Origin of the sequence: Nocardioides terrae (assembly GCF_900112345.1) — a bacterium.
GTDB lineage: Bacteria > Actinomycetota > Actinomycetes > Propionibacteriales > Nocardioidaceae > Nocardioides > Nocardioides terrae.
Genome location: NZ_FOLB01000004.1, coordinates 18,914 through 34,864, shown reverse-complemented (window position 1 = coordinate 34,864; position 15,951 = coordinate 18,914). Strand labels below are relative to the sequence as shown.

Genomic DNA, 15,951 nt, shown 5'->3' with positions numbered 1-15,951 from the left:
TCAGCCGATCCGCGTCGCCATCGGCAGCCGCGAGCGGGTGAAGAGCCCGACGACGAGCGCGGTGAGCACCGGCAGTCCGAGCACGACGACGGCGATCATCAGCCAGGGGACCTCGAGGTAGGGCCCGCGGCCGTCGGCGTACGACTCGGCGGTCAGCGGCCAGGTGATGGCGAGCCCCGGGACGAACCCGACGAGCATCCCGAGCACGGCTCCGACGAACCCCACGACGAAGGTGTACGCCGCGGCGACGGCGCGCCGCGTCCGCGGTGCTGCCCCGACAGCCTGGAGCGTGGCCAGGTCCGGCCGGGCGTCCGAGAGCGCCAGGAAGCTCGCGGTGAGCGTGCCGCCCAGCATGAGGATCGCACCGAGCGCCGCCAGGACCCACTGGACGATGCGGGCCATCGGGTCGGCCTCGTAGCCGCGCTCGACATAGACCGTCGCCGGCGTCGCCAGGTCCTGTAGCGCCGCGTCGAGGTCCTTCTGCGCCGTCTTCGACAGGTGCGGCTGCTCGACGTCGAGCCCGACGACGGCCGCGTCGATCCCGGCACGCTGCGCGAGCGCCGGCGGGAGGATCGCCCGCACCGGGGTGGCAGCGTCCTCCGCGCGGTAGAGGACAGTGGCGGGCACGTCGACCGAGTGCGGGTCGACCGGCTGGCCCTCGTCGTCCGTGGGCTGGACCTCGACCGTCACCCGCTCGAGCGCTGCCTTCGAGCGGTCGCTGCTGAAGACGACCGCCCGGCCGGAGCGGAGCGCCCGGGCCACGTCCCCACCCGGGTCGGCGGCGGTGACCAGCGGGGGGAGGCGTCCGCCGTCGGAGACGAGCACGTCGCTGCCGAGGGTGGAGCCCCAGGTCCCCGGGCTGATCTCGCCCTGGCCCTCGTCGACGGCGGCCGTGGCGGCGGCCGGGTCGCGGAACTGCACGTCCGTCCAGCTGTCTCCCGAGACCGGCTGCGCGACCCCGGCCACCTCGGTGATCCGTGCCCCCGGCACCCGGTCGCGGACCACGTCCTCGACCTGCGACCAGTCGGTCGGGCCGTCGTCCACCGACACGTAGGAGTACGACGGCGTGACCGAGGCGTCGCCCATCACGAGGCTCGGCTGGTAGGTCTCGCGGTTCTCTCTTTCGTCGCTGCTGGTCCCGATGCCCAGCGCGACCACACCGGCCACCGTGGCCGCGACGGCGGCGACGGCCGGAGTGGTCCGGGTGCGGTGGCGGACGGCGTCGCGCGCCGCGAAGCGGATCGCGAGCGGGAACCGGCCGGCGACCAGCGCCACCCACGACACGACGACCGGCACGAGCAGCACCATCCCGAGCACGCAGACCACCGCTGACCACGCGACCGTCAGCTCACCGTGCCCGCCGGCCCCCAGGAACGCCATCAGGATCCCGACGGCGAAGAGGACGACGCCGAGGACGGGGAACGCCCGGCCCGGCTTCGGGTCACCGCGTCGCCCGGCGAGCACGGCGACGACGTCCTGCCGCGACGCGATCCAGGCGGGCACCACGCAGGCGGTCAGCGCGCTCAGGAGGCCGAACGCCGCGACGGCGAGGAGGTGCGGCCACGGGACGTCGAACGGGCCGAGCCAGTCGCCGCTGAACCGCTGCACCAGCGGCTGCAGAAGCCAGGCCGCCCCGATGCCGCCCACCACACCGACGACCGCGGCGATGGCGCCCAGCACGACCCCGCCGGCGAGGATGACGCGGCGCGCCTGGGCCGGCGTACCGCCCGAGGCGACGAGGAGCGCGATCGACCGCTGCTGCTTGCGGGCGCCGACCGCGAAGGCCGGGCCGGCGAGGAGGACGACCTCGATCAGCGCCATCACGACGATCAGGGCGACGACCTGCATCGTGGTCCCGCTGTCGGAGGAGGAGTACTGCAGCGGGTCGGGATAGTCGCCCGGATGGGTCGCGATCTGGCGGTCGGTGACGGTGACGCCGAGGGCGTTGAGCCGCTCGAGCTGTGACCACGAGATCGGGGGACCGTCCACGAGCCAGGCCTGGCTCGGTCCGGCATCGTCGAGGACGGGGAGCGACCCCGGCAGGCCGACCACGATCGCGGCGGAGCGCACGGTGGCGTCGGCCACGGTGCCGACGACCTCGCGGGTCGTCTCGGTGCCGTCCGCCTGGACGGCCGTCAGGGTGTTCCCGACCCCGCGGTCGCGGGCGGCCTTGTTCACGACGACCTCGTCCGGCGTCGCCGGCCAGCGGCCGCTCTCCAGGCGGAAGAGACCGCGCGCGAGCGGGGCCGACGCGTCGAGCTGGGTGCCGACCATCGTCTCCTTGCCGTGCGGCGTACGCACCACCTCGGTGGTCTGCGTCGGCATGGGCAGCATGGTGCGGTGCCCGATCACGCCCTCGATGTCGCCGACGGAGGTCGGCCGGCTCAGCGGCTCCCCCGAGCCGAGCCCGTTGAGCGGATCCGGGGCCTGGACCACCCCGGTCAAGGTGTCGAGGATCTCGACCCGAGCCGTCGCGACCGTGCCGAGGCGGCGGTCCATGCCCTCCGTCGCGGAGACCTTGGCGGTCTGCATGAGGACGTCGGCGCCGACCACGGCGAGCACGGGGAGCGTCACCATCACCAGCGCGATGATCGCCCGGCCCCGGTGCCTGGCCAGGTCGCGGCGGGCCAGCCGGAGGGAGACCCGCCATCCGGTGAGCCACCTCCTCATCGACGTGCTCCCACGGTCTCGCCCGCGTCCTCGTCGTCGAGGACGACGCCGTCGCGCAGGTAGACGACTCGGTCGGCCCAGGCCGCGTGCCGCGGCTCGTGGGTCACCAGCACCCCCGCGGCGCCGGCGTCGCAGCGGGCGCGCAGCAGCCGCAGGATGTCCTCACCCGTCACGGAGTCGAGGGCGCCGGTCGGCTCGTCGGCCAGGATCAGCCGCCGCTGTCCGACGATCGCCCGTGCGATGGCGACCCGCTGCTGCTGGCCGCCCGACATCTCGTCGGGGAAGCGGTCGGCCAGGTCGCCGATGCCGAGCTCGTCCAGCGCGGTCGCCGCGGCAGCACGGGCCGCACGCGACGGCGCTCCGTCGAGCTCGAGCGGCAGGCTGACGTTCTCCGCCGCGGTCAGGGCGGGGATCAGGTTGAAGTCCTGGAAGACGTAGCCGATCGCGGTCCGCCGCAGCCTGGCCCGGCCCCCGGCACCGGCCGCGGTCAGGTCGGTGCCCTCGACGACGACGCGGCCCGAGGTCGGCTCGTCGAGCCCGCCGGCCAGGGTCAGCAGCGTCGACTTCCCGGAGCCCGACGGCCCCATGACGGCGACCAGCTCGCCGGCGTACGCCTCGAACGAGACCTCGCGCAGGGCGTGGACCGCGAGCTCGCCGGACCCGTGGATCCGGCTCACTCCCTCCAGGTGCAGCACGGGTGTGTTCATCGCTCGGTCTCCTGAGTGTCGGGGAGGGTGTCGGGGAGGGTGTCGGGGAGGGTGTCGGGGGAAGGATCGGGTCGGGTACGCCGCCCCGGCTGGTGCAGTCGCTCGCGGGCCTGCTCGAGCCAGCGCCGCTCGGCGCGCTGCAGCCGGTCGGCGTCGTGGGGCGCCAGTCGCTCGGTCATCTCACAGCTCTGTCGGCCGTGCGACGCAGCTGCGCCTCGCAGTGGTCGAGCCAGCGGATCTCGGCCTCGGCGGCGAAGATCAGCGAGTCCAGGACCAGCTCGTGGCCGAGGTCGGTGGCCTTCCGCTTGAGCCGGTTGTAGTCCTGCAGCGCCTTCATGGTGGCGCTGCGCTGACGCTGGATGATGTCGGCCAGGTCGAGGTCGCGCGCCGAGACACCGAGCGCGAGCTTGATCGCGAGCTCGTCGCGGGCCGGCTGGGTGCGCGGCACGGCGCTGCCGAACCAGGCGGTCACCTCGGCACGCCCGGCGGCGGTGAGCCGGTAGAGCTGGTGACCGTCGCTGTCGGTCTCCCCCGCCGTGACGAGTCCGTCGCGCTCGAGCCGGGACAGCGTCGTGTAGACCTGGCCGATGTTCAGCGGCCAGGTCCCGGCCGTGCGCTCCTCGAACGCGACCCGGAGCTGGTAGCCGTACATCGGCTCCTGCTCCAGGAGCGCGAGCAGCGCGTGCTTGACCGACATGGGACCGCCTCTCAACGTGTGTATACCGAGTATGCACATACTGAGTATGCAAACGCAACCCCATGTCGAAGAGCAGGTCCCGCCTGCGCGGATAGGGCAGAGTGCGCGCCATGTCGACGAACGACCCCGACCAGAACCCCGACGAGCAGACGCCGTACGGCGGCTACCCGGCCCAGCCCTTCGGCCAGCCGTACGGCGAGCCCGGCCAGCCCTACGGCCAGCCCTACGGCCATCCCGGCCAGCCCTACGGCCATCCCGCTGCTCAGTACGGCGCGCCGGCCGTCCCCTACGCCTCCTGGGGCGCCCGGCTCGGCGCCTACCTGCTGGACGCCCTGGTGGGCAGCGTGGTGATCTTCGTCCCCGTGATCATCGGCGCTGTCGTGCTCGGGGCGGGCAGCACCACGAGCACCGACGAGTTCGGCCAGACGACCACCGACGTCGGCGGCGCGGCCGCGGCGATCGGCATCGCCCTCTTCGGCCTGGCCGCGATCCTGGGCGCGGCGTTCCAGATCTGGAACCTCGTCTTCCGGCAGGGCCGGACGACGCAGAGCCTGGGCAAGTCCTGGCTCGGCATCGCGGTGGTCAAGGAGGCGACCGGCCAGCCGATCGGGGCGGGGGCCGCGTTCGGCCGCTGGTTGATGCACTCCTACGTCGACACGCTGTTCTGCCTGTGCGTCCCGCTCGGCTTCTTCTGGCCGCTCTGGGACCCGCGCAAGCGCACGTGGGGCGACATGGCGGCCGGCTCGATCGTCATCCGGTCGCCGAAGCGCTCCTGATGCTGCTCAGCCCGCGACGGTCATGACCACCCGCGCCCGGGTGGGTGCGTCGACCCAGCCGTCGCGGGCCCTCAGCAGGCGCAGCAGCGACCAGGCCACGAAGGGCGCCGCCACGAGCACCGACAGCGGCCAGGCCTCGACCCGGGAGAGTCCCGAGAAGACCAGGCTGGTGACGGTGGTGCTGGCGGCGAGCTTCGTGGAGTAGCCGACCATCGCGAGCGGCGGTGCGGGGGTCGCGCGGGCGGAGCGCAGGTCGACGGCGTACGGCGACCTCAGCGACCAGCGCAGCGCGGCGCTGACGACCTGAAGGAGCACCACGGCCCACGTGCACAGCACCGCCGACAGCTCCGCGGCCGACGGCGTACCGGCACGCAGCACCGCGAGCCCGAGCGTGATCGCGGAGGCGACGACGAGGAACTCCAGGATCACCCAGGCGCGAGCGGTGAAGACAGCGGACGGCTGCACGGGCAGCGACTCGCGCCAGAGCGCGCCACGGCCCTCCAGGCTCCAGGCGTTGACGCCGAAGAGCAGCGCGCCGCCGGAGGCGACGAGGCCCGGCAGGATGGTGAGCTGGTTCCAGGGCAGGTTGCCGGCGAGGGAGACCAGGCCGGGTCCGACGGACAGCACGACGAGGCCGCGTCGCATGGGGACCGCTCGCCACACCGAGGCCCGGTCCACGCGCACCAGCATGGCGACGTCGGAGGACGGCATCGGGCGGGCGCGGTAGCGACCGCTCTCGACCCGGAGCTCCTCGCGCGGCTGCAGCCGCGCAGTGAGGTGCGCGGGTACGGCGCCCAGGACGACGGCGACCACGAAGATGCCCACGATGAGAGCGACCGTGAGCAGCCAGCGCCAGCTGAACCCGCCGATCAGACCGGTCACCAGCCACTGCGTCGGCAGTGCGTCGAGGACGTCGGAGAGCCGGTGCGTGATCTGCAGCGAGGCGGCGGTGACGAGCCCGACGGCGCCCAGGAGCCGCACTGCGGTGATGCCGTGGCGCAGCCGACGCAGCCCCTCCATCGACCAGGCGATGATCTGCGCGACGGCCGTCGCCGCCAGCACCCAGAGGAAGGCGCCGATCACGGCGGGGAGGAAGAAGTGTGGCCCGAGCGCGAACGATGCGGAGCCGAGCAGCAGCCAGCACTGCAGCAGCCAGGCGATGTTGAGCGGCGCCAGCAGGAGCGCGCCGAGGTGGTCGGTGGTCGGGTTGACCGGGTAGGCGACGAGCTGGTCGCGCGGCACGAGCTCGCGGCCACCGCCCGAGGCGACGGCCGAGGCGAGGGCGAGCAGCTGGAAGCCCGCGAGCGCCGACGGCATCAGCAGCAGCAGGTTGAACGCGTACCCCTTGCCACCGGCGTGGGGCAGGTAGGCCGGCACGACGGACGCGGCCACGGTGATGACGACGAACACCGCCAGCCCGATGGCGTTGCGCCGTCGGCGTACGGTGCTGGCCCGCAGGTGCAGCAGGTGGCCGACGTCCTGGACGGCCCACCACTCCTCGCGCAGGAGGTGACCGATCCGGGAGCCGTCAGTCGAGGAGGCCGCGGTAGGCACGAGCCCCCTCCTCGCCGGCCATGTCGTGCGCGGTGACGGTCGCGACGCGGGCGCCGCCGCGCAGGACGAGGACCGAGGAGCAGGCCTCGATGGCCAGCTCGCGCAGGTGGGTCGAGACCAGCACGCAGGCACCGCGTGCGCGGGCGTCGTGGACGACGTCGAGGGTCGCCTCCACGCCGATCGGGTCGACACCGTCGAAGGGCTCGTCGAGCAGCAGGACGTGCGGCTCGTGGAACGCCGCGAGGACGACCGAGAGACGCCTGCCCATGCCGTGGGAGAAGCCGCTGGTGACCCGGTGCGCGACGTCTCCGAGCTCGAAGCGCTCCAGCAGGTCGCGCGCCCGCTCCTCCCAGCCGGGACCCATCCGGCGGAGCCTCGCCGAGAGCTGGAGGTGCTCCCAGGGCGTCGCCCGCGGCACCAGGCCGCCGACGTCGGGGCAGTAGCCGACCGCACGCTTGACCTCGAGCGGCTCGGTGCGGACGTCGTGGCCGACGACGCTCACCGTGCCCTGGGTCGGCGGGACGACGCCCGCGATCACCCGCATGGTGGTCGACTTGCCCGCGCCGTTCCTCCCCAGGAGCGCGGTGCTGTGGCCGGCGTACGCCGCGAGGTCGACTCCGTTGACGGCCTCGACCTCGCCGAACCGGACGTGCAGGCCACGCACATCCACGACCGGCCAGGGGACTTGCTCGCTCACCGGCTGATCCTCCCCGCTGGAGCACCCCCGGCGACACCGTCGCACGGCCTGACCTTCCCACGCGGGTGTGACTAGGCCGCGACGCCCGAAAGGACTACTGCCCCTGGCGGTGCGCGCCCCCGCCTTGTGAGTGTCAGGGTGACCCTCAGGTCACGCTGACACTCACAAGGCAGCGCGTCGATCAGGCGGGGAAGGACTCGCCCTTCGCCGCCATGTCGCGGAGGTACTGCGTCGGACGCAGCTGCTCGCCGTACGCGTCGGCCAGCTCGTCGCCACGCCGGATGAAGGCGTCGAGCCCGATGGAGCCGTCAGCGGCCTCGTAGCCGGTGATGAACTGCGCGGCGCCACCCAGGGCGGGCGGGAAGCCGATGCCGAAGATCGAGCCGATGTTGGCGTGGGCGGCCGAGGTGAGGACACCCTCCTCGAAGCACTTCGCCGTCTCGATGGCCTCGCGGAAGAGCATCCGCTCGCGCGCGTCCTCGATCGGGATCTGCTGCTCGGCCACCGGGAAGAGCTCCGACAGCCCCGACCAGATCGTGCCGCGCTTGAGGCCCTTGTCGGTCTCGACGTACTCGTAGAAGCCGGCGCCCTTCAGCTTGCTCGGGCGACCCGCCTCGATCATCGCGCCGCAGACCTGCTCGGTGACGGTGAGCTCCTCGACACCGGCCGCGGCGCGGGTGGTCTTGGCGATCTTGACCATGAGCTCCATGTTGAGCTCGTCGGCGATCTGCAGCGGGCCGACCGGGAAGCCGGCGGAGGTGGCGGCGCGCTCGAGCGAGTACGGCGCCATGCCCTCCTGCAGCAGGGCGAGGCCCTCCTCGATCTGGGTGCCGATGACGCGCGAGGTGTAGAAGCCGCGCGAGTCGTTGACGACGATCGGCGTCTTCTTGATCGCCTGGACGACGTCGTAGGCCTTGGCCAGCGCCTCGTCGGACGTCTCGGCGCCCTTGATGATCTCGACGAGCGGCATCTTGTCGACGGGCGAGAAGAAGTGCAGGCCGATGAAGTCGGCCGGCCGGTCGACGCCCTTGGCCAGGTCGGTGATCGGCAGGGTCGATGTGTTCGAGCACAGCAGGGCGCCGGGCGCGAGGTGGGGGGCGATCTCGCCGAAGACCCTCTGCTTGAGCGTGACGTCCTCGAAGACGGCCTCGACGACCAGGTCGGCGCCGGCGGCGTCGGCAGGGTCCGTGCTGGCCGTGATCCGGTCGAGGATCTCGTCAGCCTTCTCCTGCGTGATCTTGCCGCGGGAGACGCCCTTCTCGTTGAGGGCGGCCGTGTAGGCCTTCCCCTTCTCCGCCGACTCGATCGCGACGTCCTTGAGGACGACCTCGACACCCGCACGGGCGAGGACGTAGGCGATGCCGGCGCCCATCATGCCCGCGCCGAGCACGACGGCCTTGACCGGCTGGTAGGTCTCGAAGCCGTCGGGGCGCAGGGTGCCGGCGTTGATGGAGCCGAGGTCGAAGAAGAACGCCTGGATCATGTTCTTCGACTGCTGGCCGGTGACCAGTGAGACGAAGTAGCGCGACTCGATGCGCGTGGCGGTGTCGAAGTCGACCTGGGCGCCCTCGACGGCCGCGGCCAGGATCGCCTTCGGCGCCCGCATGTCGGCCTGCTTGAGCTGGCGACGCAGGATCGGCGGGAAGGCCGGGAGGAACGCGGCGAGCGCCGGCGACGTCGGCTTGCCGCCCGGCATCTTGTAGCCGGGCTTGTCCCACGGCTGCTGGATCTCGTCGGGGTTGGCCTTGATCCACGCCTTCGCAGCGGGGACCAGCTCGTCCTGGGTCGCGACGAGCTCGTCGACGAGCCCCTTCTCCTGGGCGGCCGCGACCTTGAAGCGGGTGCCCTGGCCGAGGATGTCGGTGAGCGCGGTCATGATGCCGAACATGCGGACGGTGCGGGTGACGCCACCGCCGCCGGGCAGCAGGCCGAGGGTGACCTCGGGCAGGCCGATCTCGTAGCGGCCGTCGACGGCGATGCGGTGGTTGGTGGCCAGCGCGATCTCCAGACCGCCGCCGAGCGCGGCGCCGTTGATGGCGGCCACGACCGGCTTCGGGAAGGTCTCGAGCCGGCGCAGGGTCGCCTTGACGCGCTCGACCGTCTCGAAGATCTGCGGGGCGTCGGCCTTGGTCGCGGTGATCATGCCCTTGAGGTCGCCGCCGGCGAAGAAGGTCTTCTTCGCCGAGGTGACGACGACGCCGGTCACCGAGTCGGCCTCGTCGTAGAGGCGGTCGACCGCGGCCTGCATCGAGGCGGTGTAGGCCTCGTTCATGGTGTTGGCCGACTGGCTGGGGTCATCGAGGGTCAGGGTGACGATGCCGTCGGCGTCGATGTCGTACTTGACGGCGCTGTTGTCAGTCATTGATGGGTCCTTGAAGTGTGTGTTGCACGAAGTACTGGAGTCTCGATACGCGCCGTCACGGCCTCGCAGGCTCGGCCGCGGGCGCTGCTCGACCTGGCGGTTTCTCAGGCCCGCTCGTTCCTCGCGGCCTTCAGCCGCACAGCTCGACGACGGTGGCGATGCCCATGCCGCCGCCGACGCAGAGCGTGGCGAGGCCGCGGCGCTTGCCCTGGCGCTGCAGCTCGTCGACGAGCGTGCCCAGGATGATCGCGCCGGTGGCACCCAGCGGGTGGCCCATGGCGATGGCGCCGCCGTTGACGTTGGTGACGTCGTGGCTGATGCCCATGTCCTTCATGAACCGCATCGCGACGGCCGCGAACGCCTCGTTGATCTCCCACAGGTCGATGTCGTCGACGGTGAGACCGGCCCTGGCCAGCGCCTTGCGGGCGGCCGGGGCCGGCCCGGTGAGCATGATCGTCGGGTCGGCGCCGGACACGGCGGCGGACACGATCTTCGCCTTGGGGGTGAGACCGAGCTCCTGGCCGACCTCCTGGGTGCCGATCAGCATGAGCGCGGAGCCGTCGACGATGCCGGAGGAGTTGCCGGCGTGGTGGACGTGGTCGATCTTCTCGAGCCAGTGGTACTTCGACAGCGCGACGTCGTCGAAGCCGGCCTCCTGGCCGTGCTGGAGGAACGACGGCTTGAGGCCGGAGAGGCTCTCGACCGTCGTGCCCGGCCGGACGAGCTCGTCGCGGTCGAGGACGATCTGGCCGTTCATGTCGACGACCGGGATCACGGCGTCCTTGAAGTAGCCGGCCTCCCACGCGGCGGCCGCGCGCTTGTGCGACTCCGCGGCGTAGGCGTCGACGTCGGTGCGGCTGAAGCCCTCGACCGTCGCGATGAGGTCGGCGCCGATGCCCTGCGGGACGAAGTCCGTGGCCAGCGCGGTCGCCGGGTCCATCGCCCAGGCACCGCCGTCGGAGCCCATCGGCGCCCGGCTCATCGACTCCACGCCCCCGGCGAGGATGAGGTCCTCGAAGCCGCCGCGCACGCGGGACGCCGCCTGGTTGACCGCCTCGAGGCCGGAGGCGCAGAAGCGGTTGAGCTGGACGCCGGCCGTCGTCTCCGGCAGCCCGGCCTTGAGCGCCGCCGTCTTCGCGATGTCGCCGCCCTGGTCGCCGATCGGCGTCACCACGCCGAGCACGACGTCGTCGATGCGCGCCGGGTCGAGCGAGGGGTTGCGCTTGCGCAGCTCGTCGATGAGGCCGACGACGAGGTCGACCGGCTTCGACTCGTGCAGGCCGCCGGTCGCCTTGCCGCGACCGCGCGGGGTGCGCAGGTGGTCGTAGATGAATGCTTCAGCCATCGGATTTCCTGTTCAGGTGGTGAGGGTGCGGGTCAGTGCGGGTCAGGCGGGCGTGGGGAGGGAGCGCGCGATGATCTCCTTCATGATCTCGCTGGTGCCGGCGTAGATCTGCGAGACGCGAAGGTCGGCCCAGGCACGTGCGATCGGGTACTCGTTCATGTAGCCGTAGCCGCCGTGGAGCTGCAGGCACTTGTCGGCGACCTTCTGCGCCCGCTCCGAGCACCACAGCTTGACCATCGCGACGGTCGGGATGTCCAGCTGCTTGTCGAGGTGCAGGCCGATGCACTCGTCGAGGAAGGAGCGGGCGACGCGCGCCTCCGTGGCGATCTCGGCCATCTTGAACTTGGTGTTCTGGAAGGACCAGATCGGCCGGTTGAACGCGTGCCGCTCGTGCACGTAGCGCAGCGTCTCGTCGAAGCACATCTCCATCGCGGCGACGTTGGCGACGGCGACGAGCAGGCGCTCCTGGGGGAGCTGCTCCATCAGCTGGATGAAGCCCTGCCCCTCCTCGCTGCCCAGCAGGTTGGTGACGGGGATGCGGACGTCCGAGAAGTTGAGCTCGGCGGTGTCCTGGCCCTTCATGCCGATCTTGTCGAGCACCTTGCCGTGGGAGAAGCCCGGCGTGTCGGTGGGCACGAGCACCAAGGAGATGCCGGACGCCGCCTGCTCCGGGTCGGTCTTCACGACGGTGATGACGACGTCGGCCTGGGTGCCGTTGGTGATGAAGATCTTGGACCCGTTGACGACGTACTCGTCGCCCTCACGGATCGCGCGGGTCTTGACGTTCTGCAGGTCCGAGCCGGTGCCGGGCTCGGTCATCGCGATCGCGCCGACCACCTCGCCGGAGGCCATCTTGGGCAGCCAGTGGTGCTTCTGCTCCTCGGTGCCGTAGCTCAGGATGTAGTGGGCGACGATGCCGTTGTGGAGCGAGACGCCCCACGAGCTGTCGGTGGCCCGGGCCTGCTCCTCGATGAGGATCGCCTCGTGCGCGAAGGTGCCGCCTCCGCCGCCGTACTCCTCGGGGATCGACAGGCAGAGCAGGCCGACGTCGCCGGCCTTGTTCCACAGGTCGCGGTCCACCTGCTTGTTGGCGATGTACCGGTCGACGTTCGGCTTGATCTCCTTCTCGCAGAACGTGCGGGCGAGATCGCGGAAGTCATCCAGATCCTGGTTCATCCAGGGCGAGCGACGTGATGGCATCGTTCCTCCGGTGGCACGAGCGCCGATGGACACGGCGCAGCAGGTGGTACAACCTGTACCAGTACAAGGTGTACCACCGGAGCGCGGACGCCGCCAAGCAATGCCGTGCCGACGTGACGCCGCTCACAGCACCGAGGAGGCAGCGAGACATGGGACCGACCGCCACGGCGCGCCGCGACGACCTGATCGCTGCGGCGGTCACCTGCGTCGAGGAGCTCGGTCCCGGCGTGGGCATGGCGCAGATCGCCGAACGGGCCGGCGTCCCGCGGCCGCACGTCTACCGCGTCATCGCGAGCAAGGACGAGCTCGACGCCGAGGTCGGCCGGCTGGCGGCCGAGCGGTTCATCGAGAGGGTGCGCCCGACGGTGGCCCGGTCGGCCAGCCTGCGCGACACCGTGCACGACGCCGTCGCGGCGGCTGTCGACTGGGCGGCGGAGCACCCGAACCTCTACCGCTTCCTCGCCGCCCGCCAGCACGCCCGAGCGGCCACCGGGCCGCGACACGGCCGCGGCCGCTTCCTCGGGATGCTGGTCGCGTCGAGCAGCGAGTTCCTACGCCGCGCCGAGAGTCGTACCCCCGACGCACCCGGCGCCGACGGCGTCTTCGCGGGCATCATGGGGCTGATCGACGCCAGCATCATCTGGTGGCTCGACCACGAGGACGAGACCCAGCAGCAGGTCGTCGAGCGCGTCGCCCGTCAGGTCACCCTGATCCTCGGCGACATGCTCGCCCAGGCCGGCATCTCCGCCGACGACTACTCCGTCCTCGGCATCCTCTGACGCCGAGTCGGGGTCAGCGGGTGCGGTTGGCGCCGGCTCGGCCCTGACCGGACCGGTTGCCGCCGGCGGTGTTGCCCGAGCGGCTGCCCGAGCGGTTGCCCGAGCGGTTGCCCGAGGACGCCTGGCCGGACGAGGACTGCCCGGCGGAGCCGCGGCCACCCGACGTACGACGACCACCGCCACCGCCACCGGACGAGCGACGCCGAGCGCCGCCGGAGCGACCCCCGCCACCACCCGACGCGGAGCCGGAGTCGGCGACCTCGGAGACGTAGCCACCCTCGACGATGACCCGCTGCCCCGGCGCGAGCTGGGCGAGGACGGGGTGACGGGGGTCGTTGACGCGCGTGACCGTCGGCTTGATGCCGGCGGCCCGGGTCAGCGCCCGGACGTCCTTGACCTGCTCGTCGAGCATGAGCGTGATGACGGTGCCTGCCGCGCCGGCGCGGGCGGTGCGGCCCGAGCGGTGCAGGTAGGCCTTGTGCTCGGCCGGCGGGTCGGCGTGGACCACGAGCGCCACGTCGTCGACGTGGATGCCGCGGGCCGCGATGTCGGTGGCCACCAGGGTCGTCGCCCGACCGGAGTGGAAGGCCTCCATGTTGCGGGTGCGGGCGCCCTGGGAGAGGTTGCCGTGCAGCTCGACGGCGGGCGCGCCCGCCTTGTTGAGCTGGCGGGCGAGCGCCTTGGCGCCGTGCTTGGTGCGGGCGAAGACGACGGTGCGACCCGGCGCGGTGGCGAGGTCGACGAGGACCTGCAGCCGGTGCTCCCGGTTGAGGTGCAGCACGTGGTGGTCCATCTGCGCCACCGGCGACTGCGCGGAGTCGGCCTCGTGGGTGACCGGCTTGACCAGGAACTGCTTGACCAGCACGTCGATGCCCTGGTCCAGCGTCGCCGAGAACAGCAGCCGCTGGCCACCCTTCGGCGTCTGCGCCAGGAGCCGGCGCACGGCCGGGAGGAAGCCGAGGTCGGCCATGTGGTCGGCCTCGTCGAGGATGGTGATCTGGACCGCGGACAGGTCGGCGTGACCCTGCCCGATGAGGTCCTCGAGCCGGCCGGGGCAGGCGAGCACGATGTCGGCGCCCTTGCGCAGGCCCTCGACCTGGGGGTTCTGGCCCACGCCGCCGAAGACGGTCTGGACCGTCAGGCCGGCCTCCTTGGCCAGCGGGGCGAGCGCCTCCTTGATCTGGGCGACCAGCTCGCGGGTCGGGGCGAGGACGAGCGCACGCGGCTTGCGCGGCCTCGCCCGCTCGCCGTCGAGCAGGCGAGCGACCAGCGGCAGCAGGAACGCGTAGGTCTTGCCCGAGCCGGTGCGGCCGCGGCCGAGCACGTCGCGGCCGGCGAGGCTGTCGGGCAGCGTCGCGGCCTGGATCGGGGTCGGGGTGGTGATGCCCTGCTGCTCGAGCAGGGTGGACAGGCGTGCAGGCACGCCCAGGTCGGTGAACGACAAGGGGTTCTCAACTCTCGCGAGATCGTTGTCTCGCCAGAGGAAGAAACCGCCGCGTGAAGCGGCTGAGTGGGCGGGCCGGGGCAAGACAGGAACGGCCTCCGCCATGGAAGAGACTACGGGGCGGAGGCCGTCACCGACGATTCCTCACGATGCCGGGTGGTTCGAGCGGTCAGCCGAGGACCAGGTGCTTGTCGTCGTAGCTGTCGGTGGCGAGGACCTTCTTGTCGACGAGGTAGTTCTGCTTGGCCTCGAACGGGAAGCCGTCGCCCTGGCGCGGCATGGCGGGGGCGCCGCGCAGCAGGTAGCCCGACTTCATGTCCATGAGCGGGCGCGAGCCCGGCACCTCCGGCTCGGAGACGACGAACCGCTCGGCACCGCGCTTGTCCATCTCGGCGACCAGCCCGCTGACCCATGCCGACACGAGGTCGGCCTTGAGCGTCCAGGACGCGTTGATGTAACCGATCGTGAACGCGAAGTTCGGGACGCCCGCGAGCAGGGCGCCGCGGTAGGCGGTGGTGTTCCCCGGTTCGAGCGGCCGGCCGTCGACGGTCGCCTCGATGCCGCCGAAGATCTTGATGTTGAGCCCGGTGGCGCTGACGATGACGTCGGCGTCGAGGTGCTCGCCCGACTCCAGCTCGATCCCGGTCGGGGTGATCCGGCTGATCCGGCCGGTGACGATGTCGGCGCGCCGCTCGCGCAGCACCGTCCACAGGTCGCCGTCGGGGACGGCGCACAGTCGCTGGTCCCAGGGGTTGTACGGCGGGGTGAGGTGCTCGTCGACGTACGCCTCGGCCTCGGCCTTGGTGAACCCGGGCCCGCCGTCGCGCGCGGTCAGCGCGGTGACCTGGTGGTTGCGGATGAACCTCTTCGCCAGGCCGGGGGCACGCTTGAAGACGTGGTAGATGCCGACCGAGAGGCCGATGTTCTCCCAGCGGATCGCCTCGTAGTAGGACGCGGCCCGGATCTTCTTCAACGGCAAGGACTCAGGGATCCGGAGCCGCTTGAGGCCCGAGCCCAGGGCGTCGTGACCGGGGCGGGACAGGATGTAGCTCGGCGTCCGCTGCAGCATCGTCACGTGGCCGGCGCCGGAGTCGGCGAGCGCGGGCACCAGCGTCACGGCGGTCGCACCGGACCCGATGATGACGATCCTCTTGCCCGTGTGGTCGAGGTCCTCGGGCCAGAACTGCGGATGGATGAAGGTGCCCTCGAAGTCGTCAACGCCGGGGAACTCCGGCTGGAAGCCCTTCTCGTAGTCGTAGTAGCCGGTGCAGCTCCACAGGAACCGCGAGGTCAAGGTGACCTGCTCCCCGTCGCTGTCCGCCCGGATCGTCCAGGTGTTGCTGCCGCTGTCCCACGCGACGGAGGCGACCCGGTGGTGGTAGCGGATCAGCTTGTCGACGCCCTCCTCGACGGCGACCTGTTGGAGGTAGTCCTTGATGTGCGCGCCGTCGGCCAGGGCCTTCGTCGACTCCCACGGCTTCCAGCGGAAGGCGAACGTGAACATGTCGGAGTCGGACCGGATGCCCGGGTAGCGGAAGAGGTCCCAGGTGCCGCCGAGGTCGTCGCGCTGCTCGAGGACGACGACCGTCTTGTCCGGGTGCTGCCGGCGGAACGTCGCGGCGGCGTCGATGCCGGAGAGGCCCGCGCCGACGACCACGAGGTCGACGTGCTCGGTGCCGGAGAACGGGGATGCCATGGCGCACAAACTACCCGGGCACCA

At 71.7% G+C, this 15,951-nt stretch carries 13 protein-coding genes; 2 read left to right on the top strand and 11 right to left on the bottom strand.

Annotated features, from left to right (window positions below):
* From BM236_RS06530 to BM236_RS06515, 4 genes are read right to left on the bottom strand one after another with little or no spacing between them, the layout of a single operon-like run.
* Positions 1-2,670, bottom strand: coding sequence for an ABC transporter permease (locus BM236_RS06530; protein ID WP_091121642.1), 2,670 nt, complete (start codon positions 2,668-2,670; stop codon positions 1-3).
* The gene (locus tag BM236_RS06525; protein ID WP_091121640.1) at positions 2,667-3,377 is read right to left on the bottom strand and encodes an ABC transporter ATP-binding protein; all 711 of its coding nucleotides are present in this window, start codon (positions 3,375-3,377) and stop codon (positions 2,667-2,669) included. The genes BM236_RS06530 and BM236_RS06525 overlap by 4 nt, the downstream gene beginning before the upstream one ends.
* Positions 3,374-3,556 (bottom strand): hypothetical protein, encoded by a 183-nt coding sequence (locus tag BM236_RS06520; protein ID WP_091121637.1) that lies wholly within the window; start codon positions 3,554-3,556, stop codon positions 3,374-3,376. The genes BM236_RS06525 and BM236_RS06520 overlap by 4 nt, the downstream gene beginning before the upstream one ends.
* Positions 3,553-4,074 (bottom strand): PadR family transcriptional regulator, encoded by a 522-nt coding sequence (locus BM236_RS06515; RefSeq protein ID WP_091121636.1) that lies wholly within the window; start codon positions 4,072-4,074, stop codon positions 3,553-3,555. The genes BM236_RS06520 and BM236_RS06515 overlap by 4 nt, the downstream gene beginning before the upstream one ends.
* A 110-nt stretch (positions 4,075-4,184) precedes the next feature.
* On the opposite strand from BM236_RS06515, the gene BM236_RS06510 reads away from it, so the two are divergent.
* The gene (locus BM236_RS06510) at positions 4,185-4,850 is read left to right on the top strand and encodes an RDD family protein (protein WP_091121633.1); all 666 of its coding nucleotides are present in this window, start codon (positions 4,185-4,187) and stop codon (positions 4,848-4,850) included.
* 6 nt (positions 4,851-4,856) lie between these two features.
* Here the strand turns inward: BM236_RS06510 and BM236_RS06505 are convergent, their stop codons facing one another.
* The 5 genes from BM236_RS06505 to BM236_RS06485 form a co-directional block, all read right to left on the bottom strand.
* On the bottom strand, positions 4,857-6,404 hold the full coding sequence (locus BM236_RS06505; protein WP_091121632.1) for a hypothetical protein: 1,548 nt from the start codon (positions 6,402-6,404) through the stop codon (positions 4,857-4,859).
* Positions 6,379-7,101, bottom strand: a complete 723-nt coding sequence (locus tag BM236_RS06500) for an ABC transporter ATP-binding protein (RefSeq protein ID WP_091121629.1) — start codon at positions 7,099-7,101, stop codon at positions 6,379-6,381. The genes BM236_RS06505 and BM236_RS06500 overlap by 26 nt, the downstream gene beginning before the upstream one ends.
* Before the next feature lie 181 nt (positions 7,102-7,282).
* Positions 7,283-9,463 carry a 3-hydroxyacyl-CoA dehydrogenase NAD-binding domain-containing protein gene (locus BM236_RS06495; protein WP_091121626.1) on the bottom strand — a complete coding sequence of 727 codons (2,181 nt, stop codon included), beginning with the start codon at positions 9,461-9,463 and terminating at the stop codon, positions 7,283-7,285.
* Between the two features lie 130 nt (positions 9,464-9,593).
* Positions 9,594-10,808 (bottom strand): acetyl-CoA C-acetyltransferase, encoded by a 1,215-nt coding sequence (locus tag BM236_RS06490; RefSeq protein ID WP_091121624.1) that lies wholly within the window; start codon positions 10,806-10,808, stop codon positions 9,594-9,596.
* Between the two features lie 42 nt (positions 10,809-10,850).
* Positions 10,851-11,984: an acyl-CoA dehydrogenase family protein gene (locus BM236_RS06485; RefSeq protein ID WP_245750179.1), complete on the bottom strand. Its 1,134-nt coding sequence runs from the start codon at positions 11,982-11,984 to the stop codon at positions 10,851-10,853.
* Between the two features lie 173 nt (positions 11,985-12,157).
* Here BM236_RS06485 and BM236_RS06480 point away from each other — a divergent pair, with 173 nt between their 5' ends.
* Positions 12,158-12,787, top strand: a complete 630-nt coding sequence (locus BM236_RS06480; RefSeq protein ID WP_091121620.1) for a TetR/AcrR family transcriptional regulator — start codon at positions 12,158-12,160, stop codon at positions 12,785-12,787.
* Between the two features lie 13 nt (positions 12,788-12,800).
* Here BM236_RS06480 and BM236_RS06475 read toward each other — a convergent pair whose 3' ends face one another.
* Both BM236_RS06475 and BM236_RS06470 read right to left on the bottom strand, forming a co-directional pair.
* Positions 12,801-14,210 carry a DEAD/DEAH box helicase gene (locus tag BM236_RS06475; protein WP_245750178.1) on the bottom strand — a complete coding sequence of 470 codons (1,410 nt, stop codon included), beginning with the start codon at positions 14,208-14,210 and terminating at the stop codon, positions 12,801-12,803.
* A gap of 190 nt (positions 14,211-14,400) precedes the next feature.
* Positions 14,401-15,927 carry a flavin-containing monooxygenase gene (locus BM236_RS06470; RefSeq protein ID WP_091121616.1) on the bottom strand — a complete coding sequence of 509 codons (1,527 nt, stop codon included), beginning with the start codon at positions 15,925-15,927 and terminating at the stop codon, positions 14,401-14,403.
* Positions 15,928-15,951: the final 24 nt, after the last annotated feature.

Bases quoted from the DNA above. Each gene is read 5' to 3' on its own strand.
- BM236_RS06480 (WP_091121620.1), top strand. From the start codon at position 12,158: ATGGGACCGACCGCCACGGCGCGCCGCGACGACCTGATCGCTGCGGCG.
- BM236_RS06515 (WP_091121636.1), bottom strand. From the start codon at position 4,074: ATGTCGGTCAAGCACGCGCTGCTCGCGCTCCTGGAGCAGGAGCCGATG.
- BM236_RS06470 (WP_091121616.1), bottom strand. From the start codon at position 15,927: ATGGCATCCCCGTTCTCCGGCACCGAGCACGTCGACCTCGTGGTCGTC.
- BM236_RS06495 (WP_091121626.1), bottom strand. From the start codon at position 9,463: ATGACTGACAACAGCGCCGTCAAGTACGACATCGACGCCGACGGCATC.
- BM236_RS06520 (WP_091121637.1), bottom strand. From the start codon at position 3,556: ATGACCGAGCGACTGGCGCCCCACGACGCCGACCGGCTGCAGCGCGCC.
- BM236_RS06510 (WP_091121633.1), top strand. From the start codon at position 4,185: ATGTCGACGAACGACCCCGACCAGAACCCCGACGAGCAGACGCCGTAC.
- BM236_RS06525 (WP_091121640.1), bottom strand. From the start codon at position 3,377: ATGAACACACCCGTGCTGCACCTGGAGGGAGTGAGCCGGATCCACGGG.
- BM236_RS06485 (WP_245750179.1), bottom strand. From the start codon at position 11,984: ATGAACCAGGATCTGGATGACTTCCGCGATCTCGCCCGCACGTTCTGC.
- BM236_RS06490 (WP_091121624.1), bottom strand. From the start codon at position 10,808: ATGGCTGAAGCATTCATCTACGACCACCTGCGCACCCCGCGCGGTCGC.
- BM236_RS06530 (WP_091121642.1), bottom strand. From the start codon at position 2,670: ATGAGGAGGTGGCTCACCGGATGGCGGGTCTCCCTCCGGCTGGCCCGC.